At 71.6% G+C, this 24,813-nt stretch carries 20 protein-coding genes; 7 read left to right on the plus strand and 13 right to left on the minus strand.

Features of this window, described 5'->3' with window-relative positions; genetic code table 11:
* Nucleotides 1-10 precede the first annotated feature (10 nt).
* Both AC067N_RS05485 and AC067N_RS05490 read right to left on the minus strand, forming a co-directional pair.
* Nucleotides 11-1,291 carry an ABC transporter substrate-binding protein gene (locus AC067N_RS05485; protein ID WP_478677558.1) on the minus strand — a complete coding sequence of 427 codons (1,281 nt, stop codon included), beginning with the start codon at nucleotides 1,289-1,291 and terminating at the stop codon, nucleotides 11-13.
* Nucleotides 1,275-2,366, minus strand: a complete 1,092-nt coding sequence (locus AC067N_RS05490; protein WP_478677559.1) for a carbohydrate kinase family protein — start codon at nucleotides 2,364-2,366, stop codon at nucleotides 1,275-1,277. Before AC067N_RS05490 ends, AC067N_RS05485 begins: the two co-directional genes overlap by 17 nt.
* A 127-nt stretch (nucleotides 2,367-2,493) precedes the next feature.
* Between AC067N_RS05490 and AC067N_RS05495 the strand changes: the two genes are divergently transcribed.
* The 3 genes from AC067N_RS05495 (at nucleotide 2,494) to AC067N_RS05505 (ending at nucleotide 7,997) form a co-directional block, all read left to right on the plus strand.
* Complete coding sequence (locus tag AC067N_RS05495) at nucleotides 2,494-3,243, plus strand: DeoR/GlpR family DNA-binding transcription regulator (RefSeq protein ID WP_478677560.1); 750 nt, start codon at nucleotides 2,494-2,496, stop codon at nucleotides 3,241-3,243.
* A 280-nt stretch (nucleotides 3,244-3,523) separates the two neighbouring features.
* A complete protein-coding gene (locus AC067N_RS05500; protein ID WP_478677561.1) occupies nucleotides 3,524-4,861 on the plus strand; it encodes a 6-phospho-beta-glucosidase in 1,338 nt (445 codons plus the stop codon).
* Between the two features lie 88 nt (nucleotides 4,862-4,949).
* On the plus strand, nucleotides 4,950-7,997 hold the full coding sequence (locus AC067N_RS05505) for an alpha-mannosidase (RefSeq protein ID WP_478677562.1): 3,048 nt from the start codon (nucleotides 4,950-4,952) through the stop codon (nucleotides 7,995-7,997).
* A 458-nt stretch (nucleotides 7,998-8,455) separates the two neighbouring features.
* Here the strand turns inward: AC067N_RS05505 and AC067N_RS05510 are convergent, their stop codons facing one another.
* Together AC067N_RS05510 and AC067N_RS05515 are read right to left on the minus strand one after the other, a co-directional pair.
* A complete protein-coding gene (locus AC067N_RS05510; RefSeq protein WP_478677563.1) occupies nucleotides 8,456-12,121 on the minus strand; it encodes a HEAT repeat domain-containing protein in 3,666 nt (1,221 codons plus the stop codon).
* 537 nt (nucleotides 12,122-12,658) lie between these two features.
* The gene (locus AC067N_RS05515; RefSeq protein WP_478677564.1) at nucleotides 12,659-13,972 is read right to left on the minus strand and encodes an ATP-grasp domain-containing protein; all 1,314 of its coding nucleotides are present in this window, start codon (nucleotides 13,970-13,972) and stop codon (nucleotides 12,659-12,661) included.
* A gap of 275 nt (nucleotides 13,973-14,247) precedes the next feature.
* Here AC067N_RS05515 and AC067N_RS05520 point away from each other — a divergent pair, with 275 nt between their 5' ends.
* Genes AC067N_RS05520 through AC067N_RS05530 form a run of 3 tightly spaced genes read left to right on the plus strand, consistent with a single transcriptional unit; the run spans nucleotide 14,248 to nucleotide 16,779 of the window.
* Nucleotides 14,248-15,159, plus strand: coding sequence for a metallophosphoesterase family protein (locus tag AC067N_RS05520; RefSeq protein WP_478677565.1), 912 nt, complete (start codon nucleotides 14,248-14,250; stop codon nucleotides 15,157-15,159).
* Nucleotides 15,104-15,811, plus strand: a complete 708-nt coding sequence (locus AC067N_RS05525) for a 4'-phosphopantetheinyl transferase family protein (RefSeq protein WP_478677566.1) — start codon at nucleotides 15,104-15,106, stop codon at nucleotides 15,809-15,811. The genes AC067N_RS05520 and AC067N_RS05525 overlap by 56 nt, the downstream gene beginning before the upstream one ends.
* Nucleotides 15,808-16,779 (plus strand): polyprenyl synthetase family protein, encoded by a 972-nt coding sequence (locus tag AC067N_RS05530; protein ID WP_478677567.1) that lies wholly within the window; start codon nucleotides 15,808-15,810, stop codon nucleotides 16,777-16,779. The genes AC067N_RS05525 and AC067N_RS05530 overlap by 4 nt, the downstream gene beginning before the upstream one ends.
* A 61-nt stretch (nucleotides 16,780-16,840) precedes the next feature.
* Here the strand turns inward: AC067N_RS05530 and AC067N_RS05535 are convergent, their stop codons facing one another.
* From AC067N_RS05535 to AC067N_RS05555, 5 genes are all read right to left on the minus strand, one after another.
* On the minus strand, nucleotides 16,841-17,068 hold the full coding sequence (locus tag AC067N_RS05535; RefSeq protein ID WP_478677568.1) for a hypothetical protein: 228 nt from the start codon (nucleotides 17,066-17,068) through the stop codon (nucleotides 16,841-16,843).
* Between the two features lie 113 nt (nucleotides 17,069-17,181).
* A complete protein-coding gene (locus AC067N_RS05540) occupies nucleotides 17,182-18,606 on the minus strand; it encodes an FAD-dependent monooxygenase (RefSeq protein WP_478677569.1) in 1,425 nt (474 codons plus the stop codon).
* The gene (locus AC067N_RS05545; RefSeq protein ID WP_478677570.1) at nucleotides 18,590-19,798 is read right to left on the minus strand and encodes an MAB_1171c family putative transporter; all 1,209 of its coding nucleotides are present in this window, start codon (nucleotides 19,796-19,798) and stop codon (nucleotides 18,590-18,592) included. Before AC067N_RS05545 ends, AC067N_RS05540 begins: the two co-directional genes overlap by 17 nt.
* A gap of 16 nt (nucleotides 19,799-19,814) precedes the next feature.
* The gene (locus AC067N_RS05550; protein WP_478677571.1) at nucleotides 19,815-20,354 is read right to left on the minus strand and encodes a toxin-antitoxin system, toxin component; all 540 of its coding nucleotides are present in this window, start codon (nucleotides 20,352-20,354) and stop codon (nucleotides 19,815-19,817) included.
* Between the two features lie 32 nt (nucleotides 20,355-20,386).
* Nucleotides 20,387-21,043 carry a helix-turn-helix domain-containing protein gene (locus AC067N_RS05555; protein WP_478677572.1) on the minus strand — a complete coding sequence of 219 codons (657 nt, stop codon included), beginning with the start codon at nucleotides 21,041-21,043 and terminating at the stop codon, nucleotides 20,387-20,389.
* Nucleotides 21,044-21,317: 274 nt separating this feature from the next.
* Between AC067N_RS05555 and AC067N_RS05560 the strand changes: the two genes are divergently transcribed.
* Nucleotides 21,318-22,001, plus strand: a complete 684-nt coding sequence (locus tag AC067N_RS05560) for an MmyB family transcriptional regulator (protein ID WP_478677573.1) — start codon at nucleotides 21,318-21,320, stop codon at nucleotides 21,999-22,001.
* A 52-nt stretch (nucleotides 22,002-22,053) separates the two neighbouring features.
* Here AC067N_RS05560 and AC067N_RS05565 read toward each other — a convergent pair whose 3' ends face one another.
* Genes AC067N_RS05565 through AC067N_RS05580 form a run of 4 tightly spaced genes read right to left on the minus strand, consistent with a single transcriptional unit; the run spans nucleotide 22,054 to nucleotide 24,649 of the window.
* Nucleotides 22,054-22,338 carry a hypothetical protein gene (locus AC067N_RS05565; protein WP_478677574.1) on the minus strand — a complete coding sequence of 95 codons (285 nt, stop codon included), beginning with the start codon at nucleotides 22,336-22,338 and terminating at the stop codon, nucleotides 22,054-22,056.
* 48 nt (nucleotides 22,339-22,386) lie between these two features.
* Nucleotides 22,387-23,382 carry a PDR/VanB family oxidoreductase gene (locus AC067N_RS05570; RefSeq protein WP_478677575.1) on the minus strand — a complete coding sequence of 332 codons (996 nt, stop codon included), beginning with the start codon at nucleotides 23,380-23,382 and terminating at the stop codon, nucleotides 22,387-22,389.
* Nucleotides 23,379-23,582 carry a hypothetical protein gene (locus AC067N_RS05575; RefSeq protein ID WP_478677576.1) on the minus strand — a complete coding sequence of 68 codons (204 nt, stop codon included), beginning with the start codon at nucleotides 23,580-23,582 and terminating at the stop codon, nucleotides 23,379-23,381. Before AC067N_RS05575 ends, AC067N_RS05570 begins: the two co-directional genes overlap by 4 nt.
* Nucleotides 23,579-24,649: an aromatic ring-hydroxylating dioxygenase subunit alpha gene (locus AC067N_RS05580; protein ID WP_478677577.1), complete on the minus strand. Its 1,071-nt coding sequence runs from the start codon at nucleotides 24,647-24,649 to the stop codon at nucleotides 23,579-23,581. The genes AC067N_RS05575 and AC067N_RS05580 overlap by 4 nt, the downstream gene beginning before the upstream one ends.
* Between the last annotated feature and the right edge of the window lie 164 nt (nucleotides 24,650-24,813).

Raw genomic sequence — 24,813 nt, forward strand, 5'->3', positions numbered from 1 at the left:
TGACGACACCTCAGCTCACCCCCTGTCGCCGGGCGATCTGCCTGGCCTGGGAGAGCGCGTCCTTCCAGGCGTCGTCGGGCTTCTTGCCCTTGGCCTCGACGCTGGTCAGCTCGGCCATGAAGGGCGCCATGACCGCGGAGTCGGCGGGCGCCTCGTAGCTGACGGGGATGGCCTCGGCGGCCGGACCGAACACCTCGATGATCTTCTGTCCGCCGAAGAAGGCGTCGGGGCCGGTCATGGCGTCCATCGCGTAGGTGGCCGGGGAGGCGGGGAAGATGGTGGCGTCGGCGAAGCTCTTGGCGTTGTTCTCCGGGCTGAGGATCCAGCTGATGATCTTGAACGCCTCTTCGGGGTTCCGGCACTGCTTGGGCAGAGTCAGGTAGGAGCCGCCCTGGTTGGCCGGCCCGCCCGGAGTCGCGCAGACCCGCCACTTGCCCTTGGTGCCGGGTGCCGCCGACTCGATGTCCAACGCGTGCCAGGCGGCGCCCACTTCGGTGGTCAGGGTCTTGCCGACGGCGGAGTTCCAGCTCTGGTCGTTGATCTTGGCGTCGAGGCCGAGCCGGTAGGCGCGCACCGCCGTGTCCCAGGCGGCGCGGATGTGGTCCTGGTCGCCGATGAAGTGGTTGTCCTGGTCGATGAACCGCTTGGTGCCCTGGCCGACGGCGATGCTGAACACCGAGCCCATGTTGTTGATCAGGAAGGTGCCGGGCAGCGCCTTCTTCAGCTCGGTGCCGAGCGCGAAGTAGTCCTCCCAGGTCTTGGCCTCGGCGGCGACCTTGTCCGGCTCGCTGGGCAGTCCGGCCTTGTCGAACTGGTCCGCGCGGTAGAAGAGGGCGGTGGGGCCTATGTCGATCGGGAAGCCGATCTGCTTGCCGTCCTCGGTCCGGGCGAGCTTGGTCTTCCACTCCAGGTACTGCGACGAGAGCTGCTTGAAGCCCAGCTCGTTCAGGTCGAGGAAGCGGTCGGCGTTGGGCAGGAAGGACGCGATGTCCTCGCCCTTGATGCCGGTGATGTCCGGCACGGAGGAGCCGCCCGCCGCGAGGGTGGTGGTCAGCTTCTGCTTGAAGTCGCCGCCGATGGAGGCGCTGGTCAGCTTGACCTGGCCCTTGAAGTGCGTCTTGGCCTCGGCGACCACCTTGTCGCTGAGGGCGCCGCCCCAGTACCACATGGTCAGGTTCTTGCCGTTCTTGGTACCGCCGGACTCCGCGCCGCCGCCACAGGCGACGGTCAGGCCGGAGGCTGCCGCGGTGAGGACGGCGGCCTGGAGGAAGCCTCTACGAGAAAGGTCCACGGGACACTCCTGTTGTTCCTGTTCGTGGTGCTGAGGGGCGGTGTTTCCGGGGGGCTCGGGGCAGCGGTGCGGGCGGGGTGACCGGAGCGTGGCGCACCGGCGGGCCGGTGTCCGCGGGGATGCGGTCCGCGAGGAAGCCGTAGGCCCTCTTCAGGCCGGGGTCGGTCAGCGAGCGCCACCAGCGCTCGACGCCGTACCAGCCCGGGGCGGCGAGCGCCCCGCCGTGGTGCCGTACCGACAGGCCCGCGGCGAGAACGGCGAACCGCAGCCGCTCCGCCAGCGGCCAGCCGCCGAGGGAGGCCGCGACGAAGCTCGCGCCGAACACGTCCCCGGCGCCGGTCGTGTCGAGGACGTCGACGTCGAGGGCCGGGACCTCGGCGTACTCGCCGGTCGTCTGGTCGACGCCGACCGCGCCTGCCCCGCCGCGGGTGACGACCGCGACCGGCACCAGCTCGAAGAGCGTGCCGAGCGCGGCCACCGCGCTGTCGGTACGGGTGTAGGCCATCGCCTCGGTCTCGTTGGGGAGGAAGGCGTGGCACAGGGCGAGTTGGCCGAGCAGTTCACGCGACCACTGCCGGGTGGGGTCCCAGCCGACGTCCGCGTAGATGTGCGTGCCGTTCGCGGCCGCCGTGGCGAGCCACTCGCGGGGCTCGGCCTCGATGTGCACGAGCGCGGTGCGCGACTCGGGCGGGTCGCCCATCAGCGCGTCCTGCGAGTACGGCGGCTCCTGGCCGTGGGTGACGAGGGCCCGGTCGTGGCCCTGGGCCAGCGAGACGGTGACGGGGGTGTGCCAGCCGTCCGCGGTGCGTGAGAGGGAGAGGTCCACGTGTTCCTGTCCGGCGAGGACCTCACGGCAGTACGCGCCGTAGTAGTCGTCGCCGAAGACCGTGGCGAGGGACGTCCGCAGGCCGAAGCGGGCGGCGGCCACCGCCAGGTTGGCGATACCGCCGGGACCGCAGCCCATGCCGCCGGTCCAGATCTCCTCGCCGGGGGCCGGCGGGCTTCCGAGCCCCGTGAGCACGAGGTCGTAGAAGAGCAGCCCGGTCAGCAGCACATCGGGCCGGTCGTCGTCCACGCGTGCACCTCTCGTCAGAACTCTTCAAATTCAATGCCGGGAATCGTGCGCCGATCCGAGAGATTGGTCAATACCCGAGCAGAACTGAGCATGGAAATGATTGAGGATGACGAGTACTGTTCAGAGTGTGCTGGCAGAGAGACGACACCAACTCATCCTGCGGGCCCTGCGATCAGGTGGCCCCGCGGCCGTGACCGACCTGTCCGAACAGCTCGGGGTGAGCCCGGCCACCGTCCGGCGAGACCTCGTCAAGCTGGAGGAGGAAGGGCTGCTGACCCGGGTGCACGGCGGGGCGGTCGTGGAGGAGGGCGACCAGCCCTTCGCCGAGGTCGCCGAGGTCCGGGTGGCCGAGAAGGACGCGATAGCGGCGCGGGCCGCCTCCATGGTCCGCGACGGCCAGTCCGTCCTGCTCGACATAGGGACCACCGCCTACCGCCTGGCCCGGCAGTTGCACGGCCGCAGGCTCACCGTGATCACCAGCAATCTGGTGGTCTACGAGGAACTCGCGGACGACGAGGGCATCGAACTGGTGCTGCTCGGCGGCATGGTCCGCCGCGAGTACCGCTCCCTGGTGGGCTTCCTCACCGAGGACAACCTCCGTCAGCTGCACGCGGACTGGCTGTTCCTCGGCACCAGCGGGGTGCGGCCCGGCGGCCAGGTGATGGACACCACCGTCGTCGAGGTCCCCGTCAAGCGCGCCATGATCAAGGCGAGCGACAAGGTGGTGCTGCTCGCCGACTCCGCGAAGTTCCCCGGCACGGGGATGGCGCGGGTCTGCGGCCCGCGGGAACTCGACGTGGTGGTCACCAACGCGCCCGTGGACCAGGCGACCCGCACCTCCCTGGAGGAGGCGGGCGTCGAGGTCGTGACGACATGAACCGCGCACCGGGCATGAATCGCGGCGCCGGAGGCATGATCCCCCGCCCCGGCGGCATGCTCCACCGGGGCGGCGGTGTGGTCCACGACGGCGGCCCGGTCCGCGTCCGCCGCCGTGGTCGCGTCCACGGCGGCGGGGGCCGGCCGACTGACACGTGTCCGGGCGGCCGGCACCCACCGCGCGCCACGGCGCAGGTCCGCTTCGCCGGCCGGTCCCCGGGCCGGCCGGCGGACCCCGCGCCTGCCCGCACACATGCACGATCGGCAAAGGTGGTAGTTGCGTGAAGCTGACGATTCTGGGCGGCGGAGGATTCCGGGTGCCCCTCGTGTACGGGGCGCTCCTCGGAGACCGCGCCGAGGGCCGGGTCACCCGTGTCGTCCTGCACGACCTGGACGCCGAGCGGCTCTCCGCCGTCACGCGGGTCCTCGCCGAGCAGGCCGCCGGCGTCCCCGACGCCCCCGAGGTGACCGCCACCACCGACCTCGACGAGGCCCTGACCGGCGCCGACTTCGTCTTCTCCGCGATCCGCGTCGGCGGCCTGGAGGGCCGGGCCCACGACGAGCGGGTGGCCCTCGCCGAAGGTGTCCTCGGCCAGGAGACCGTCGGCGCCGGCGGCATCGCCTACGGTCTGCGCACGGTCCCCGTCGCGGTCGACATCGCCCGGCGCGTGGCCCGGCTCGCCCCCGACGCCTGGGTCATCAACTTCACCAACCCGGCGGGCCTGGTCACCGAGGCCATGTCCCGCCATCTCGGGGACCGCGTCATCGGCATCTGCGACTCACCCGTCGGCCTCGGCCGCCGTATCGCCCGGGTGCTCGGAGCCGATCCCCGCGAGGCCTGGATCGACTACGTCGGCCTCAACCACCTCGGCTGGGTCCGCGGTCTGCGCGTGGCAGGCCGCGACGAACTCCCGCGGCTGCTCGCCGACCGCGATCTGCTCGGCTCCTTCGAGGAGGGCAAGCTCTTCGGCGTCGACTGGCTCCAGTCCCTGGGCGCCGTCCCCAACGAGTACCTGCACTACTACTACTTCAACCGCGAGGCCGTACGCGCCTACCAGGCCGCCGAGAAGACCCGCGGCGCCTTCCTCAAGGACCAGCAGGCCCACTTCTACGAGGAGATGCGCCGCCCCGACGCCCACGCCCTCAAGGCATGGGACCGCACCCGCGCCGAACGCGAGGCCACCTACATGGCGGAGAACCGCGAGACGGCGGGCGCCGGCGAACGCGACGCCGACGACCTCTCCGGCGGCTACGAGAAGGTCGCCCTCGCCCTGATGCGGGCCATCGCCCGCGACGAGCGCACCACCCTCATCCTCAACGTCCGCAACCGGGCCACCCTCTCCGTCCTCGACACCGAGGCCGTCATCGAGGTGCCCTGTCTGGTCGACGCCAACGGCGCCCACCCGGTCGCCGTCGACCCGCTGCCCGACCACGCCACCGGCCTGGTCTGCGCGGTCAAGGCCGTCGAGCGCGAGGTCCTCGCCGCCGCCGAGTCGGGCTCCCGCACGACCGCGGTGAAGGCCTTCGCCCTGCATCCCCTGGTCGACTCGGTCAACGTGGCCCGGCGCCTGGTGGAGGGCTACAAGGCGGTGCACCCTGGGTTGGACTACCTGAAGTAGGCTCCCTCGGGAAAGCGCTTTCCGTACGTCCTCGCCCCTTGCCTCCTCCGTATCTCCCCCCGCTCCGCCGTCTTCCTGGAGACCTTTCATGCATGACGAACGCCGCCGGATCGAGGAACGCGTAGAGCGCGTCCACACCCAGCGCGTCAAGCCCGCGATCTACGCGGCCTCCGTTCCCTTCGCGGTCGAGGCGTGGCAGGCGCCGGGGGAGCCCGTCCCCTTCGAGGAGGCCGCGGCCGCCTCGTACAGCCCCTTCGCGATGGACACCCCCTGGGGGCCGCCCTGGGGCACGACCTGGTTCCGGATGCACGGCCGGGTGCCCGCCGAGTGGGCCGGGCGCCGGGTGGAGGCCGTCATCGACCTCGGCTTCGTCGGCGACTGGCCCGGCAACCAGGCCGAGGCCCTCGTCCACCTCACCGACGGCACCCCGCTGAAGGCGGTCAACCCGCTCAACCAGTACGTACCCGTGGGCAACCCGGTCCGCGGCGGCGAGGTGATCGACTACCTGGTCGAGGCGGCCTCCAACCCCGACATCCTCGCCGACAACTTCTCCAGGATCACCCCGCTCGGTGACGTCCTGACCGCCGGCGACAAGCCGCTCTACACCTTCCGGCGCGCCGACCTCGCCGTCCTCGACGAGGAGGTCTTCCACCTCGACCTGGACCTCCAGGTGCTGCGCGGACTCATGGTCCACCTCGGTGAGCACGAGCCCCGCCGCCACGAGATCCTGCACGCCCTGGACCGGGCGATGGACGCCGTCGACCTGGACGACGTCTCCGGCAGCGCCACGGCGGTCCGAGAGATCCTCGCCCCCGTCCTCGCCCGGCCCGCCCACGCCAGCGCCCACACCGTCTCCGGCGTCGGCCACGCCCACATCGACTCGGCCTGGCTGTGGCCCATCCGCGAGACCAAGCGCAAGACGTCCCGCACCTTCTCCAACGTGACCGCGCTGGCCGACGAGTACGAGGACTTCATCTTCGCCTGCTCCCAGGCCCAGCAGTACGAGTGGGTGCGGGACAACTACCCGCAGGTGTGGGAGCGCATCAAGAAGGCCGTCGAGAAGGGCCAGTGGGCGCCCGTCGGCGGCATGTGGGTCGAGGCCGACGGCAACCTGCCCGGCGGCGAGGCCGTCGCCCGCCAGTTCGTCCACGGCAAGCGGTTCTTCATCGAGAACTTCGGCATCGAGACCAAGGGCGTCTGGCTGCCGGACTCCTTCGGCTACAACGCCGCCTACCCGCAGCTCGCCAAGCTCGCCGGCAACGAGTGGTTCCTCACCCAGAAGATCTCCTGGAACCAGACCAACAGGTTCCCCCACCACACCTTCTGGTGGGAGGGCATCGACGGCACCCGCATCTTCACCCACTTCCCGCCCATCGACACCTACAACGCCCGCTTCAGCGGGGAGGAGATGGACCGCGCCGTCCGCAACTACCAGGAGAAGGGCGCCGGCACCCGCTCCCTCGCCCCCTTCGGCTGGGGCGACGGCGGCGGTGGCCCCACCCGAGAGATCATGGAGCGTGCCCGGCGCCTCGCCGACCTCGAAGGCTCCCCGAAGGTCGTCATCGAGCACCCCGACGAGTTCTTCGCCAAGGCCCGCGCCGAGTACGAGGACGCCCCCGTCTGGAACGGCGAGCTCTACCTGGAGCTGCACCGGGCGACGTACACCTCCCAGGCCCGCACCAAGCAGGGCAACCGCCGCAGCGAGCACAAGCTGCGCGAGGCCGAACTGTGGGCCACGACGGCCGCGCTCCACGCGCCCGGCTACGCCTACCCGTACGAGAGGCTCGACCGCCTCTGGAAGACGGTCCTCCTCCACCAGTTCCACGACATCCTGCCCGGCTCCTCCATCGCCTGGGTCCACCGTGAGGCGGAGGCCGAGTACGCGCGGGTCGCCGGGGAGCTGGAGCAGCTGACGGCGGAGGCGATCACGGCGCTCGGCGGCGGGGACACCCGTGTCTTCAACACCAGCCCCCGCGACCGGGCCGAGGTCATCCGTACGTCCGAGGGCGCCCCGATGTACGTGACGGTCCCCGCGAACGGCAGCGCGCCCCTCGCCCCCGCACAGCCCCCGCACCCTGTCACCGTCGACGGCCTCACCCTCGACAACGGCCTGGTCCGGGTGGCGGTCGCCGAGGACGGCACCCTGGCCTCCGTGCACGACCTGGTCGCCGACCGCGAGGTCCTCGGCGAGAGGGGCAACCTCCTCCGCCTGCACACCGACCTCCCCAACTACTGGGACGCCTGGGACGTCGACAAGCACTACCGGAACCGCTACACCGACCTCCTGGACGCCGAGTCCGTCACCGTCGTCGAGGCCGGCCCCCTCATCGGCGCCATCCGCGTCGAGCGCTCGTTCGGCAAGGGCTCCCGCATCACCCAGACGATCACCGTCCGGGCCGGCAGCCGCCGGATCGACTTCGAGACGGACATCGACTGGCACGAGGCGGAGAAGTTCCTCAAGGCAGGCTTCCCGATCGACATCCGGGCACCGCACTCCTCCGCCGAGATCCAGTTCGGCCACATCCAGCGCCCCACCCACACCAACACCAGCTGGGAGGCGGCCCGCTTCGAGGTCTCCGGCCACCGCTGGGTGCACGTGGCCGAGCCCGGTTACGGCGTCGCGGTGATCAACGACTCCACGTACGGCCACGACGTCTCCCGCACCGTCCGCGAGGACGGCGGCACGACCACCACGGTCCGCCTCAGCCTGGTCCGCGCCCCCCGTATCCCGGACCCCGAGGCCGACCAGGGCAAGCACCGCCTCACGTACGCGCTGCTGCCCGGCGCGACCATCGAGGACGCGGTGGCCGAGGGCTACGCCCTCAACCTGCCGTTGCGGGTCGCCGACGCGGCGGGCGCACCCGAGCCGGTCGTCTCCGTCGACGGCGCGGGCGTCACGGTCGAGGCGGTCAAGCTAGCCGACGACGCCTCCGGCGACGTGGTGGTCCGGCTCTACGAGTCCGGCGGCGGCCGTGCCCGGGGTGTCCTGCGCACCGGCTTCCCGCTCGCGGGGGCCCACATCACCGACCTGCTGGAGCGGCCCCTGTCCGAGGCGGCCACGGACGGCGACGGCGTCCCCGTCACGCTGCGCCCGTTCGAGGTGCAGACCCTGCGGCTCGTGGTGGGGAGGCGCTGACGGGGTTGCTCCGCGCCCCCTGAGCCGGTGGACGCCCGGTGGCGGCCTGCCGCGTCGTGCGCGGAGCGCGCACCCACCGCATGAGCGGGGAACCGGGCCCGGCCGGTGTCGGCAGTCGTCCGTCCTGCCCCGTCGGGAGGGCCCGGAGAGGGGAGGTGCGCAGCTTGTCCATCCCCGTTGTCACCACCGGTCGTGTTCGTGTTCGTACTCGGCCGCGGCGACGTGCCTGGCGAGGTGGGGGCGATGGCCTCCCACCGGCCCCCGGGAAGGGCCTGCGGCCCGGGAATTCCAAGGCCTGGGCCAGGCCGACGCCGCTCATGACCGCTCCTCGCGACCTCAATGGCGTCGGCCGTACGGCCCAGCCGGCTGCAGGCCGGTCTCGGTCGAGTGGCGGACGCGGGCCCGGCGGCCGCGCACTCCTCCGGTGCGCCGAACCGACAGCCCGCCGGTCCTGACCGCTACAACTCGTCGGAGAGGTGGTCGGCGAGCACCTGAATCCGCGGGTCATGGGGCCAGCGATCGGCGAGTGCCATCACGGCCGCTCGCTGCGTGTGCCAGTCGGAGGAGTCGGCGGCCAGCTCGGTCAGCAGTTCCTCGGTCACGGGGTCGTCGCGCCAGCCGCCGGCCAGTGCTCGGATTGCCGCGCTGCGGCTGATCGGGTCGCTTCGGCCGGTGGCAATCCGTCGGAGCAGCTCGCCGGTCTCCGTGTCCCGCCAGCCCGCCGCCAGGGCGTGTATGGCGGCGGAGCGCAGGTGTTCATCGGGGTCGTCGATGGCGAGCCGGCGAAGCAGGACGGCGGTCTGCAAGGTGCGGGAGTTCCTGACGAGAGCCTGGACGGCGGTCCGGCGGACGTAGGGTTTGGGGTCGTTCTCGGCCCTGTCGTGCAACAGCGCGACGGTGTGCGGGTGGTCTCGCCAGATGGCTCCCAAAGTCCGTACCGCCGCCGCGCGTACGCCCTCGTTGTCGTTGTCGTCAACCGCGAGCCTGCGAAGCAGCGTCCCGGTCGCCGGGTTGTTGTGCCATCCGGCGGCGAGGGCGAGGACGGCCGACTCGCGGGCTTGCGACGGGGCGTTGCCGTTGGCGACGCTGCGCAGCAGTGCCTCAGCGTCGGGATGGCCGGGCCAGGCGGAGCCGACGGCCTGCAGTGCGGCCTGCCGCTCCGGCGTACACGCGCCGGAGGCGGCGAGCTCGCACAGCCACGGCAGCGTCCGCGGATGGGTGCGCCATTCCGTGGCCAGCAGCCGCACCGCGGCAACCCGGACCTCCTTGTTCGGGTGGGCCGTGGCCAGTTCGTGCAGCAGCACGGGGGTCTCCGCGTCGGCGCGCCGGTCGACTACGAGGGGCTTCAGCGCGGCGTACTGCGGATTCCCTGCGGCGGGCGGAGGCGTCGGTCGGGCTGGGGCAGGGCCGGTGGGTGGGGTCTCGGCGCGGGCCAGCGCCCATTTCGCATTGTCCCGTACCCATGGCTCGCTGCCGGCGTCGGCGGCGATCGCACGCAGCAGCGTCAGGGTCTGCGGATCGTCGGGCCGGCACGTGACGAGGATGCGGAACACCCGGCACCGCAGATGCGGGTCCGGATCGCGGGCGGCGCGGTCGTGTAGTACGACTGCCGCGTCCGGGTTGCGCGGCCAGCCGTCCGCGATGGATCGCACCGCGGTGAGGCGGACCGAGTCGTCCGGGTCATCGGTCGCAGACAGGCGTAGCAGGGGGAAGGTCTCAGGCTCGTCGCGCCAGCTGTCGGCGAGCGCGGCCAGCGCCCCCTGCCGTAGGTGTCGATCGTGGTCGGCAAGACATCTGTGCAGCAACATCCTGATGGACTGATCCTGGCGACGGGTCCTTGCGAGTAGCTGGAGCGAACCGCTCCTGAAGCCTCCATCAGGGTCTGTCTCGGCGAACTCACGGAGCAGTTCAGCAACCTGCGGATCGTCCGGCCATTCCTGGACAAGCGCGAGTAGCGCCTCCCACCTGCCGGAGGGATCAGGGCCGAAGACTGCCTGACCGACCAGGCTGCTGCGGAACTCGCTGTTGTCGCGTAGCAGCGAGGCACCGACCCGCGCGGCCGGCGGTGCCTCGAACCAGACGAAGTCCTCGCCCTCCCTCATGACCCTGAGGAACTGGCCGTGCGCCCGGTACCAGTCGTGGTACCGCCGACCGATGGCGGATTCGCTTGCGCCGAGCCGGCCGAGCACGCGCGGCAGCGTCTCCGTGACCGCGCGGGAATCGAGGGGCGCCCGCTTCTCGACCATGTGCTCGATCAGCGCGATCACCGCGTTGAGGACGGCGGAACACTGGGCACTCAACAGGCCGGGGTCGACCTCGCCGAGGCACCTGGCAGCGAGCACGATGTGCTGTGGCGTCTCGTCCGAAGACGTCCCGGGCCGCCGAATGAACCACAGCGGATCGGCCGCAAGGAGGTGCTCGACGATGTGTCCTGCGAGGCGGGGTTCGACCATCCCTGCGAGAAGGACGAGGGTTTCATGCCAGGTGGAGTCGGCCCAGTGCTTGCCGTACACCTGGTGGACGAGGGCATCCTCCGTCAGACTGCGCTCAACGGTCAGCCGCCGGTGGATGTCTGCCGCGGCGTGATATTCGAGGAAGGTCCGGTGGGGGAAACCGAGGCCGTCGACCTGCTGGACCAGCAGTCCGGTGTGCCGGAGAAGGTTCTCCAGGAAGGCATCCCAGCGCTCTGGGCGGATTTTGCTGGGGCGCCGCACGGCCTCGTGTGAGGCCAGTGCCTCGGTGACCGGGGTCCTGTGGCCCGAAAGCCTCCGGTGCGCCAGATAGCCGATCAGCTCGGGCAGCCGTTCGTGGACATGCCGTGCGGCGGCTTCGGCTTCCTTGCGTGCCCCCGGACTCTGGACGCTTTCCACGAGCTGCTTGATCGCTTCATTGTGGCTTTCCGCGACGTGCTTGCTCTCGTTGGTCGCGTAGAGCAGGTCGGTGAAGGCTTCATACACCGCGGCGCGGCCGTCCGGCAGCTGGTGCTCGGGCTTGGCGAGGTACAGCTGGCACAGCATGAAGGCCATCAGCGGGGTACGAGCCAGCTCGTCCAGGGAGACGCTGCGGAGCGCACCGGCGAAACGGTGAGCGTGGTGGGTGGCCTCCTCTTCTTGCCGCCAGCGGGTGCGGAAGTACTTCTTCACATAGGCGTGCAGATCGTGCGGTGTGAACGGCTGCAGTTCATAGTGCGGCGCCCTGCGGCCGAGGACGTGGTCGAGGACGTCGAGTTCGCCCTCTGCGAGAGGGCGGGTTGCCACGACGCACCGGTACAGCGATGGTTGCGCCACGACGGCGTTGGCTATCTTCTCCAAGACCACGCGACGCTCGTGCGCGTTGGGGAGTTCGTCGAGGTCGTCGACGAGGAGCTGCCAGTGCGCCCCCGTCCAAGGCCGCTGCAGGAAGCGGTCTCGGGTCAGCTTCTGGAGCTGCCCGAACCGGCTTAGCCTGGTGGCGCCGGCGAGCACGTCAGGTACTTGCACCTCCTCGCCGGTGAACGCGTGTGCGCTCACCCATACCGGGACGGCTCCATCACACTTCGCGACGTTGTGCGCGTTGTCGAGCAATTCACCGGCAGCCTCGCGTAGCCGCGCGTGCAACAGCGTGGACTTGCCGGTGCCGGGACCGGCGATGAGCACGCACACCCGGTCGGCCTTCCGGAAGACCGCTTCGGCCGGCTCGGAGGGAACGGCCAGGTCGACACCGCTCCCTCCCGCGGAAGAGCCGTCGCCGGACCCGGTGTGCCCGTCCCGGGCCGCAGGACGGCTGTGCTGGCGCACGTAGACCTTATCCAGGGAAGGCGGTTCGGGAATGCTCAGGTACGGGTGCTTCTCGCCGGCCTTCAGGGCGGCCGCAAGGTAACCGCGCACCTCCTCGTCCATGCTGATCCTGCGGCGGGCAACGCGCTCTTTCTCGTCTGCTGCGTACCACCGACGGGCCTCCCGGATGTCCTCTTGGCTCCCGCCCATCGCCTTGACCAGACGGTCGAGCTGGTCCCGGTCCGCCGGCCGGCTGTCGCCGCGCAGGATGACGTGAACCCGGCTACGCGCCAGGCCCATCTCCTCGGCGATCACCTGAAGGGACTTCGTGCCGTTGTCGGTGCGGACCTTGTCGAGGTGTTCCAGCAAGCGCCGGAACGGTCCCTCGGCAGGCCACCGCTCGGGATTGACCGGCTGACCCCTGCCCATCGGCCTCCGTTCGGTGTTCTGTCACTGTCCTGTGCTCCCCACCGCCCCTTGACGACATGCCCCAAGTCAGCGACGGCGGCCGGGGCGGAGGACACAGACAGGACGCGGCAGGACACGCAGCCTAGCCAGCCGGCGGGCACTCTTGGTGCCGTCCACGAAGAAGGGAGCACACAGAATGCAGTCCTGGCTGGCTCTCATTGGCAACGTCCTGGGGTTCACCACCGCCGTCGTCGCCCTGTTCACCGAAGTCCTGCGGAGGGGCCGCCGACGGGCGCGGCATCCCCGGTCCGCTTGCCGCGCACCAGCCCCACCCGCCGGCCGCGAGGGGGGTGACGGGCACGAAGACCGTGCGACCTGAGCCTCCCGGGGCGCTTCATCGACCGTGCTCGGCCATGGCGCCCCGCTTGGGGGCGGGGTACCGGAGGGCGGCCGGCGGGTCCAGCCACCCTCCCCTGTCGTACGGCCTCGGGGCCGGCCTCAGACCGCCAGGGGGCGGTCGGCGGCCGAGGTGCAGGCGGTCGGCGACGGGGCGCGTGTGGGAGCCTCCGGGGGCACGGCGAGCGACCGGGCCTCCACGGCCTCCACCGCGCCCACGGGCACCTCGACCACCATCGGCGTGCTCACGGCTCCCGGCACCTCGACGGTCCTGTGGACGTCCGCGGCGGCCGGCGCGTCCACCGCCACCACCGCACCCGGGCCCGCGCCCTGGCCCACGGCCGCACCCGCCGCGTTCGCGGCCACCGCGTCGTCGGCCTGCTGGGGCAGCGTCACCGGGCGCACGGGCCGTGTCCCCGACACCACGGTGTAGTCCTGGCCCACCCGGGTGGGCAGCACGTCACCGGTCTCCTCGCCGAGCGCCAGCCGCACCGCCGCCCAGGGGGCGTTGATCCCGCACAGCGACAGCTGGTGCAGCCCGCCGGCCGGCCGCGTGTTCACGTCCATCAGCACCGGCCGGTCCCCGAACATCCGGAACTGGATGTTGGCCAGGTAGTGCAGTTCGAACGACTCGGCGAGCCGCCGGGCCGGCTCGATCCAGGCGGGGTTCAGGGAGAAGCCCCGCCGCCGCCCGTTCTTCGTGCGGCCCACCGCCATCCGCACCCGCCCGTCGGTCCCGGTGAGGCAGTCGACGGACACCTCCGGCTGTTCGAGACGGGGCATCACCAGCCAGTCGACGGGCTCCCCGGCCTCACGCACGGCGGCGACCACCATGTCCAGCGGCACGTACGGGCCCGGGAATCCGCTGAGATGATCCAGCGAGAAGGGGGCGCGGGTCACCACGCGGAAGCCCACACCGCCCGCCCCCGAAGCGGGCTTGAAGCACGCCCGGTGCCCCTGGGCCTCCAACTCGTCGACAGCGGCGACCAGTTCATCGGCGTTCGTCACCCGGAACCACGGCGGCACGGGAACCCCGTACGCCTCGACCGCCTCGTACGCGGTGACCTTGTCCTCGAAGACCTCGATCGCCTCGGCGGGCGGCGCCAGCAGCGCCGTGCCGACGGCCGTGAACTCCTCGCGGTGGGCGGCGATCGCCGCCTGGTGCAGCCGCGGCACGAACACGTCGACACCGCGCCTGACGCACTGGTCGAGCGCGTACTCGACGTACGCGGCGGGGGAGAGGCCCTCGGGCTCCAGATCGGCGGTGTCGGCGGCGGCCAGCACGGGGGAGTCGGCGTCACCGTGGGTGGCATGGATGTCCACCGGACGAGCGTGCGGATTATTCCGCAGCTGATCCATGAAGAAGACGTTCTCCGCGTACGTGCGGTTGAGCCAGACGCGTACGCGAGAGACCATGCAGGCCGCCTTTCTACGGTTCGCGGGCACGGCGGAGCAGGCCGTGCCCGGCCAGGGGGGATGGAGGTACGCCGAACCGCCGACGCGAACGACGGGCGTGACGGTGGTGTTGGGGCGATCATAAGGCCACCGGGACCGATGTTTCTGTCACGCGCGTGTTAAGCCTTGTGGGGTGGGCGCGCCGGAGTCGCCAAGGGCGTTCAGCCAGTCGCTCTTGTCCCCCGGTGCGCACGTGTGTTCTCGTGTTGTTGATCGAAGTCGTGGAGGGAGTGAGGGTGGAGTCGACGGTGGGCCGGCCCGGGAACCTGCTGGCCATCAGCGATCTGCACATCGGCTATCCCGAGAACCGCGCGCTGGTCGAGCGGATGCGCCCCGAGACGGACCACGACTGGCTCCTCGTCGCCGGTGACGTCTCCGAGAAGGTGGCCGACATCCGCTGGGCCCTTCAGACCCTCGCCGGACGCTTCGCCAAGGTGGTGTGGGCGCCGGGCAACCACGAGCTGTGGACCCACCCCAGCGAGACCGTCCCCTACCGCGGCGTCGAGCGGTACGAGCATCTCGTCGCGCTCTGCCGGGAGTTGGGCGTCGTCACACCCGAGGACCCGTACCCCGTGTGGGAGGGAGGGGGCGGCCCCGTCGTCGTCGCGCCGCTCTTCCTGCTGTACGACTACTCCTTCCTGCCCCCGGGCTGCGCGACGAAGGCCGAGGGGCTGGAGTACGCGCACGGCACCGGCGTGGTCTGCACCGACGAGCACGTCCTGCACCCCGACCCCTATCCGAGCCGCGACGCCTGGTGCCGCGCCCGGGTCGCCGAGACCGAGCGCCGGCTCACCGAGATCCCCGCCGACCTGCCCACGGTGCTGGTCAACCACTACCCCCTCGACCGGCACCCGACGAACGTCCTGCGCTACCCCGAGTTCGCCATGTGGTGCGGCACCGGCCTGACGGCCGACTGGCACCGGCGCTTCCGCGTCGAGGTCATGGTCTACGGCCATCTGCACATCCCCCGGACCACCTGGCTGGACGGGGTCCGCTTCGAAGAGGTGTCCGTGGGTTACCCCCGCGAGTGGCGCCCGCGCCCGGAACCCCCGGGAAGGCTGCGCCGGATTCTGCCGATGGAGGTCGGAACCGTTGATCGAGGAGCTGCTCCCGGAGTCGGTCGTGGCCGTGGAGGCGTTCGCCGATGACACGACCGGGGGAGCCGACGGGATCGAGCTGTACCCGGAGGAGGAGGCGATCATCGCCCGCGCGGTGCCGAAGCGGCGCCGCGAGTTCACCGTCGTACGCGCCTGCGCCCGGCGGGCCATGGAGAAGCTCGGCGTCCCGCCGCGGCCCATCCTGCCCGGTGAGCGCGGCGCCCCCGGCTGGCCGGAGGGCCTGAACGGCAGCATGACCCACTGCGACGGATACGCCGCCGCCGCACTGGTCCGCGCCGCCGACCTCGCCTCCCTCGGCATCGACGCCGAACCCCACGACGCCCTGCCCGAGGGCGTCCTTGAGGCCATCGCGCTCCCCGCCGAGGAAGCCCGACTGCGCCGACTCACCGCCGACCACCCCTCGGTCCACTGGGACCGGCTGCTGTTCAGCGCCAAGGAGTCCGTCTACAAGGCGTGGTTCCCGCTCACCGGCCGCTGGCTGGACTTCTCCGAGGCCGACATCGAGGTGTCCGTCGACCCCGGCGCCCCCTCGGGCGGTCTGCGCGCCGAACTCCTCGTTCCCGGACCGGTGGTGGACGGCCGGCGCATCACGGCTTTCGCCGGACGCTGGAGCGTCGGGCGCGGGCTGGTGGTGACGTCGGTGTCGGTTCCCTTCCCTCTGGAGAACGAGGCTCGCCGTTGACTTCCCTTGCGTACGCAGACCTGCACGGACAGATGGCCGCGGAGGTGGCCGCGGAGATAGAGCACGCCCTGGAGGAGCTCGGCCCCGCCGCCACGGCGGTACGAAGATCGATATCCGGGCTGCTCGGACACCAGCGCATGAAGTACCCCCTGTCGGTGCTCCCGCTGCTCGTGCACGGTGCCGAGACGGGTGCCCCCGAACCGGCCGTTCCCCTGGCGGCCGTGCACGTGCTGTGGTGGACCTCCGCGTGCTATCTGGACGACCTGGCCGACGGCCACGGCGCGAACCTGCCGCAGGGACTCGGCGCGGACGAGGCACTGCTGGCCGCCGTCCTCAGCGGCCAGGCCCTCCCCATCCGGATCGTCCAGGCGCAGCCCGTCTCCGACGCCCTGCGCAACGCCCTCACCCGCGAGATCGTCGACTGTGGGATCGGCGCCGCGGAAGGGCAGCTGCGGGACCTCCGCGGTGACCTCGACGCGGCCTCCCCGGATTTCGTCCTCGAGGCGTACCGCGGGAAGTCCGGGGCCCCCTTCGGGATGATCACGGCGATGGCGGCGATCCTCGCCGGCGCCGGCCCCGACCGCACCGAACTGTGGCGGGAGTTCGGCGACGCCTTCGGCATCCTCTGGCAGCTCTTCAACGACCAGGAGGACCTCCTCTCCGGCCGCGACGAGGACCTGCGCAACGGCACCGTCACCTATCTGCTCGCCTGCGCCCTGGACGAGGCGTCCCCCGGGACACGGGACCGCCTTGTCGAACTGAGCTCCGCCGCACGGAAGTCCGAGCCCGCGCGGCGGGAACTGCGGGAGCGTCTGCTCGCCCCCGACGTCCTCCACCGCTACGAGAAGGACCTCGGCACCCACCGTGACGAGGCGTACCACGTCCTCGACCGGCTCGGTGGCCACGAACCCCATGTCTCGGCCCTGCGCCGGCTGGTGGACGGGTCCGCCGGGATGCATCTGACGTAGCCGGTGCCGCGGGCCCCGCACGGTCCGCCGGCAGGCCCGGCGGACCGTGCGGGCGAGCGGGTCAGAGCCCCGGGCACCAGCTCCGCAGCAGCCGGAAGAACTCCTCCTCGTTGCCCGCCAGACCCGCCTGCGCCAGCGCCTGCTCGGCCTCGGCGAGCGCGGCGGTCGGCACCACGGCTGGTCGGCGGCCCTCCGGCGGCCCGTCGAACGCTGCTCGCACGGTCCCCAGCAGCCGCAGATAGGCCTGGACGGCGGTCCGCTCGCGGTCGGTCAGTACGGCGGTGTGCATCGGACGGCGCTCCCCTCGTTGGATGAGTGACACGCCCCCAGCTTGCCGCCCGGCACTGACAATCCCGTTCTCCCGCACGCCGGTTCGCTCGGTCAGCGGACGGGAGAACCGCCCTACCGCGCCGCCCTCAGCACCGTGTCCCGCTCACGGTCCGTCAGCGGTGGTCCTGTCAGCGGGTCCTTGACCGGGCCGCGCAGCACCGCAAGCACGATCTCCGGCTTGATCAGGGCGGCGCCCGGCGCGGAGAGCGTGATCACCCCGAGGAAGGCCCGGAAGACCAGGGGCCGCCCCACCGCCGTACGCATCAGCCGCTGCACATACAGCCCGAAGAGCCGCTGCACGACGTTCGGCCGCTTGCCGATGGCCTCCGGGTAGCGGATGTCCGTGCCGGTGGCCAGCTCCCACGCGAGCGCCACCGGTACGGCGACGGCCCGCTGGATGCGGCGCGCCAGCCCCGGCGCGGTGATCCCGTGCTCGGCGACCTTCTCGCGCAGCCCGAGGGCGCACTGGGCGGCGACCGACATCCCGTGCCCGTAGATCGGGTTGTACGTCGCCACCGCGTCGCCGATCGCCACGAACCCGTCCGGCCAGCGGGACACCTTCTCGAAGTAGCGCCGTCTGTTGATCGTGCTGCGGGTGACCACCACATCGGTCAGCGGCTCGGCGCGGGCTATCAGCTCGCCCACGACGGGATGCCTGACGTTGCGCGCGAACTCCTCGAACTCCTCTGCCCTGCCGGTGGGTTGACCGCCGCGGGTGCCCGACAGGGTCACCAGCCAGCGTCCCCCCTCGACGGGCACCAGCGTCGCGCTCTGCGCCGGCACGGGATCCGCCGCGTTCGGCTGGACGTTCACCACCGGGTACTCCTCGGTCCCTTCGGGCGCCCGGAAGATCCGGCTGGCGTACACCAGTCCGGAGTCGACCTCCTCCATCGGCGCGGGCGGCACCCCCAGCGCGTCGAGCCAGGCGGTGCCCCGCGACCCCCGCCCGGCGGCGTCCACCACCAGGTCGGCGGGCAGCACCCGCTCCTCACCGTCGGCCATCCGCACCCGAACGCCGGTCACCCGGGACGCGTCGCCCGCCAGTCCCAGGATCTCGGTGCGTTCCAGGACGGTGACCCGGGGACCGGCCAGCAGCAGGGAGCGCACCACCGACTCCAGCAGATCCCGGCTGCACGCGATCATGAACTCCATCTCGGGCCAGCGCCGGACCCAGCCCTGCGCCGACAGCGACACCAGCCCCGTCGGCAGCGGCACGCGCCGGGCCCCGGCGGCCAGCCACGCCTCCGTCACCCCGGGCAGCAGCTCCTCCATCGCGCGGGCTCCGCCGGACCACAGCAGATGGGCGTGCCGGGCCTGCGGAACACCCTTGCGGGCCTCGGGCCCCTCGGGCAGCGTGTCACGCTCGACGACGGTGACCTCGGCGTGGTCGCGCAGCGCGGCGGCGGCCAGCAGGCCGGCCAGGCCCGCGCCGACGACGACGGCACGCCGCCCGGGGGTGACCGCGGTGTCGTGTGGACCGCTAACGGGTTCGCTCATGGAAGTCGCTCTCTGGCCTGGTCGCGGCGGCCCATGCGCGGGCGGCCGCTACGACGGGGGACTGACGCAGGGCGATGGACATCCGCACCAGGTCACGGGGGTTCTCGGCGGGCAGCGTGGGGGTGTCGGCGACCGCCGAGCTGAGGACGCGGCCCTCCGGATCGTCCTGCCGGGCCCGCACCGCCGCCGTGAGCATCGCGGCGTCGGCCTCGGCCCGCGCCTGTACCGGCTCCGAGCCCGCCGCGACGGCCGCCGCGTAGGCCCTCGCGCGCACCTCGGAGTCGAAGTACGGGTACAGGCTGAGCATGCCGTCGTGGATGTCGGACTCCCGCTGCGTCATCTGCAGCTGCGCGGGCGCCCACCAGGAGATCCGCACCTCGTGGCCGGCCTGGGCCCACACCGGCCGCAGCTCCCGCCACAGCGGGCCGAGCCTGCGATAGGTGGACCAGGTGGTCCAGGAGTCGCCGATGCGCTGTCCGGCGAGCGGCAGACAGAAGCCGACCGCGCTGACCTGGGTGCCGATCGACGCCAGCGTGGGGGCGAGATACGTGCTCAGACCGTCCAGGTCGGCGCCCTGCCAGCGGGCCGCGACGGCGACCGACTTGGCGGCCGAGAAGGAGACGTTGACGAGATAGCCGAACGCGATGACCAGCAGGCCGGCGCGCAGCCAGCCGCCCACCTGGAGCGCCCAGCGCCAGCACATGACGTGCATGGCGACGCCCGCGACGGTGAGTCCGGCGAGGTACAGCACGATCATCTCGCGCAGGAACGGCGTGTTGGCGTAGTACGTGTCGAAGTCCCGCACCCGCTCCACCGGAGCGTTCCCGAGCACGAACAGCACCACGATCGCCACGCAGACCCCGGCGTACCCGGCGATCCAGCGGCGCGAGAGCCGGCGGGTGACCTCGGGGGAGCCGCCGCGCCAGTTGGTGATCAGCACCAGACAGGAGCCGCTGAACGCGCTCAGCAGGACGTACACCAGGACCGCCGACAGGTTGGTGACGCCGCTGAGGCGGTTGACCTCGTTGATCGTCGGGGGCGCGGCGAAGAAGAACACCAGGGAAGCCAGTGTCATCAGGGCGCACACGGACCTGATCAGGGGATCGCCCCAGTTCCGCAGCAGCGCGGGCGTCTTCAGGGCGAGGGCGACCGCCATCGCCGCGGCCGGTATGTAGTAGCTGTGCCCGTCCATGGTGTCGGCGGCTGCCTCAGCCCTGCGGGCCGCGGTAGCCCAGCGAGGCTCCGATCCGGCCGGCCAGGTGATCACGCCGCACGGGCCCGCGCAGCGCGGAACCGGGAAGCCACGTACGGCACTTGCTGGCGAGCAGCAGACCGAAGCTCTCGGCGTCCTGTTCGTCGGTCAGGTCGAAACGGGTCCGCGCGGCCACCTTCAGGACCGTCGCCTGGAGGTCGGCGTCCACGTTCAGTAAGCGCGCGGCGACCGCGGCGCCCTCCGCGACCTCGACATGGTGGCCGCAGTGCCCGGCCTGCATGTGCCACAGCTCGTGGCCGAGGATCACCAACTGGTGGTCGGGAGCCGTGCGTTCCTCGATGACGACGAGGTCCTGCTCAGCCATGTCCAGCCACAGCCCACTGGCCGTGCCGGGCGGGAATGCGGCCGTACGGTAGTGGACGGGGCGGCCGCGGCGTCTGCTCATGGCGTCGCACAGGGCGCTGTAGAGGTCGGCGGGGTCCGCCGGCGCCGGCAGCGTAAGCTCGCCGACCAACTCGCCGCACAGACGGCGCATTTCCCTTCCGATGCCCACAGATCTTCCCCCGGTCAGGACTCGGGCCGCTTGACGCTCTCCAGCAGCATGTCCAGCCACTCCGCCACCTTGTCGCGGTGCTGGTCGGTGGGCAGCTGGGCCGCCCGCCAGGCGATGGAGCGCACCCCGTGGTTCTGCAGCAGCCGCTGCAGCGGGTCGTCGGCGGCCTCGGCCGCCGCACGCTCACGGTCGGCGAGCTGCTGCAGGAGCTCCTGCTCGGTGCGCATCAGGGCGCTCGCCAGGGCCTCGGGGTCCTCGGCCGTGAGGAAACCGGCGTGCACCCGGAAGAAGCGCTGGATGGCGTCGCAGTGCTCCATCGTGGGCCGCCGGTCGCCGTTGATCAGGGCGCCGGCCTGCTGGCGCGACATGCCCGCCCCGTCGGCGATCTCCTGCTGGGTGTACTTGCGGCCGTTGGGCTTCAGCCGGGTGCGGCGCAGCAGGTCCAGGCGCTGCAGAAAGCGCGCTTGGATGTCCGGCTCACCCGCGGCCTGACCGCTCAGCAGGGCCTTCACCACCGCCTCGGGGACACCGGAGGCGACCGAGAGCCGACGGGGGTCGAAGACCTCCGAGGGCGCCGCGCCCAGCTTGTCCGCCAAGGCGGTGACGCGGGCCACGACGGCCGGCAGCAGAACCGTCGCCGCGGCGTCCGGAACCTCGAAGCCATCCGTCACCGACAGGTCTCCTACGTCTCTCTCAGGCCAATTTCGCGGTACTGCGGAATCCGTGGAACCAAGCCTGGCGCGAGACCCTGGTCCCGGCAAGTACACCGTGAACTGCGGGGAGACTAGCCGCTTCGTCGAACTCACATCCAGGTCTCGCCACAACTGTGGCGAGATTCAGCCGTCAACTGTCGCCGAATGCCACGATAGTTGACATGACTCCGCCGGGGGCACGAGGATCAAGAGGCCGCGTGAAGGCCGCATAGGCAAGAGGGGTGACCTCCCGATGGCACATCAGGCAGGAGGGCGGCGGTCGGTACCGCGGCCCGTCCCCGACAGTCTCGAAGCCCGGGAAGCGCAGGCATATCTGCTGGACTACGCCGCGCTGCTGGAGTCCGTCACCTTCCCCTCCGTCGTCCTCGACCACGGCTGGGACGTCGTCCTCGCCAACTCCGCTTTCCGGAAGCTGTTCAGCGGCGTGGGGCCGCACCCGACGGCCATGCCGGGCGACAACTTCCTTCGCTTCGTGCTCTTCCACCCCGACGCCGCCACGGTCCTCGGCGAGCACGAGTCCAGCTGGTGCCTGCCGATGCTCGCCCACTTCGCCACCGCCGTGGAGCGCCACGCCCAGGACCGTGGCCTTCAGTCGATCCGCCGGGACATCGCCCAGGACCCCATCATGGACGCCGCCTACCGCCACGGTCTGCCGCACTGGCTGCGCACGGTCGGCCCCGGCGCCGCGCGGCACGACGGCGCGGTCCGCCCGCTGGTCCACCCAGACCCCCGCTGGGGCGTCACGGACTGCCGGGTCGTCGACGAGACCCCGGACACCCTCCGCGACCTGGGCTACACCAGGATGACCCTCGTACTGCGCGAGGCCGGCCGCCAGTCCGACATCCCCCGCAGGCCACGCCGCTCCCGCCGGACCTCCGCGGGCCACCTCAGCGTGGTGCCCTCACCCGCCCGGTGAGCCGCACCCCCTCCGGTGCCGCCGGCGTTCAGGTCGCCGACGGCACCGGAGGTCAATCCTTCTCCGGCGCGACGTCCCACCTGGCCGCGTCCGGCGGGACGTCGCGCTCGTCCGCCCGGATCTGCTCGTACACCCGCGGGCGCGGTTCGGCGAAGCGTGCCGAGCCGCGCGGGGTACGGCGGCACGGGTGCGCCATCGTCGACCGGGCACCGGAGGAGGGGCTCAGGTCGGTCGCCGCCCCGGTCCGGGACCGGGACGGGGCGGTGGCCGCCGTGAACATCCCGGCCGGGACCGGGACGGGGAGGTGCTGGCCGCCGCCGTGAACATCCCCGTTCACGCGAGCCGGTATCTCCGTCGAGGCGGTACGCCGCCCGCGGCGGTGGTTCTAGAGGTCGAGCACGAGCCGCGGGCCCCGGCAGCGGGACACACAGATAAGCATGGTCTCCCCGGCCTCGCGCTCCTCGTCGCTCAGCACCGAGTCCCGGTGATCGGGGGTGCCGTCCAGCACGTCCGTCTCACACGTCCCGCACGTGCCCTCCGTGCACGAGTAGAGCACCTCGACCCCCGCGGCCCGCACGGTGTCGAGCACCGAGACCCCGACCGGCACGGTCACCGTCTTCGCCGACCGCTCCAGCACGACCTCGAACTCGCTGTCCGGGCCGGTCTCCTGCTCCTTCGGCTGGAACCGCTCCACCCGCAGCGCGCGCCCCGGACAGCGTTCCTCGACCGCGTCGAGCAGCGGGCCTGGGCCGCAGCAGTAGACGAGGGTGTCCTCGGGCAGTCCGTCGAGGACCGAGCCCAGGTCGAGGAGGCCCGTCTCGTCCTGCGGGGCGACGGTCACCTTGTCCCCGTACGCGGCCAACTCCGCCCGGAACGCCATCGAGCGGCGGCTGCGCCCGCCGTACAGCAGCGACCAGTCGGCGCCCGCCGCCTCGGCCGCGGCCAGCATCGGCAGGATCGGCGTGATGCCGATACCGCCGGCCACGAACCGGTAGCGCGGCGCCCGCTCCAGGGCGAAGTTGTTGCGCGGCCCGCGCACCCGCACCTTGTCACCCTGACTCAACTCCGTGTGCACGAAGGCCGACCCACCCCGCCCGGCGGGCTCCCGCAGGACCCCGATCCGCCAGGTGTACCGGTCCGCCCGGTCGCCGCACAGCGAGTACTGCCGCTCCAGACCGGGCCCGAGCAGCACATCGATGTGTGCCCCGGGCTCCCACCCGGGCAGTTCCTCGCCCAGTGGGTGGCGCAGGGTGAGGGCGACAACGCCGTCGGCGGCGAACTCCCGCTTCTCGACGACGAGTTCCGCCTCATACGAGGACGAGGGCGAGGGCGAGGACGCGAACGAGGGCGAGGGCGAGGGCGAGGGCGGTGACGAGGTCATGAGCTGATTCCTTGCGGCTCGTTTCCGTGCGGCTCGTGTCCCTGCGGATGGGAGAGCATCCACTCCCACATCTCGATCGGGTCCTGCGAGGTGTGCTCGCGTCCGCAGTGACAGGTGCCGTGCAGGACGTCGGTGCCCGGCAGCCAGTCGATGCGGTAGATCTCACCGGTGCGGAAAGGGGCGGTGGGGGATGTGCTCACTGGACCTTCTCCACGGGCTTCGCGCCCTCCTCGACCAGCCGGGCGAGGATACGGCGGGCGGCCAGACCGCCGGTGTCGATGTTGATGCTCAGCTCCTGGTAGCCGGTGCGCTCGGTGCCGAGTGTCCTCTGGAGCAGGTTGAGGGCGTCGACGTCCTGCATCACGACGGTGTGGTTGTTGTTCCGCAGGAACTCGGTGACCTCGTCGTCCTCGGTCGCCCAGTCGCGCGAGACCATCCAGAAGTCGTACACCTTGCCGTCGGTCGACGGGGTGATCGCGTACGTGACCTCGGTGTGGAAGCCGTTCGGGTCGCTGCCGTCCGCCTCGGGGACCACGCCGACCGGGGCGACCCGGCTGTGCAGGAGGTACAGGCAGGGGGCGAAGTACTCGATGTCCTGCCAGCGGGTGATGCGGCCGGTGATGCCGGTCGACCTGGCGTAGAACGGCGGGCACTCGGCGTCGTCCATGTGGCGGCTCACCCGGACGATGCCGGCGCCCTCGTCGACCTCGGTGGTGATCGGTGTCTCGGCCACCTCCGGGGTGCCGATGTAGCCGCCGTGCAGATACGTCTCGTGGGACAGGTCGAGCAGGTTGTCGACGAGGAGCCCGTAGTCGGCGTCGATCGGCTCCATGCCGCGCACCGTCACCCAGCCGGGCGAGTCGAGGTGCTTCGCCCGGGGGATCGTCTGCGGGTCGGCGAGCGCCGGGTCGCCTATCCACACCCAGATCAACGAGTCCTGCTCGACCACCGGGTACGAGGCGACCCGCGCGGTCCGCGGGACGCGCTTCTGCCCCGGCACGTACACACAGGTGCCCGTCGTGTCGTACGTGAAGCCGTGGTAGCCGCACACGATCCGGTCGCCGTCGAGCCGGGTGGGGGCCTCGGACAGCGGATACCGGCGGTGCACACACCGGTCGTGCAGCGCGACGGGCGTGCCCTCCTCCTCCGTCCGGTAGAGGACGAGCGACTCGCCGAGGATCGTCCGGCCGAGCAGCTCCCGCCCGACCTCATGGGCATAGGCGGCTACGTACCACTGGTTCCTGGCGAAGGCGGTCATGTGAGGCATGGGCTTCCCGTCCCTGTCGGCGGGGCGTCGGTGCCCCGCGTGCCGTGGTTGGAACCAGGGTCGTGAGACGTGCGCCGGCTCGGCAAGGCGGCTTCTGCCAGGCGGAAGAACTTCTGTGAAGAGGCTGGTCAGAGCCCTGTTCTGGTAGCCCCCAGCCGCCAGAG

It is taken from the genome of Streptomyces sp. NPDC042364, from assembly GCF_056437585.1.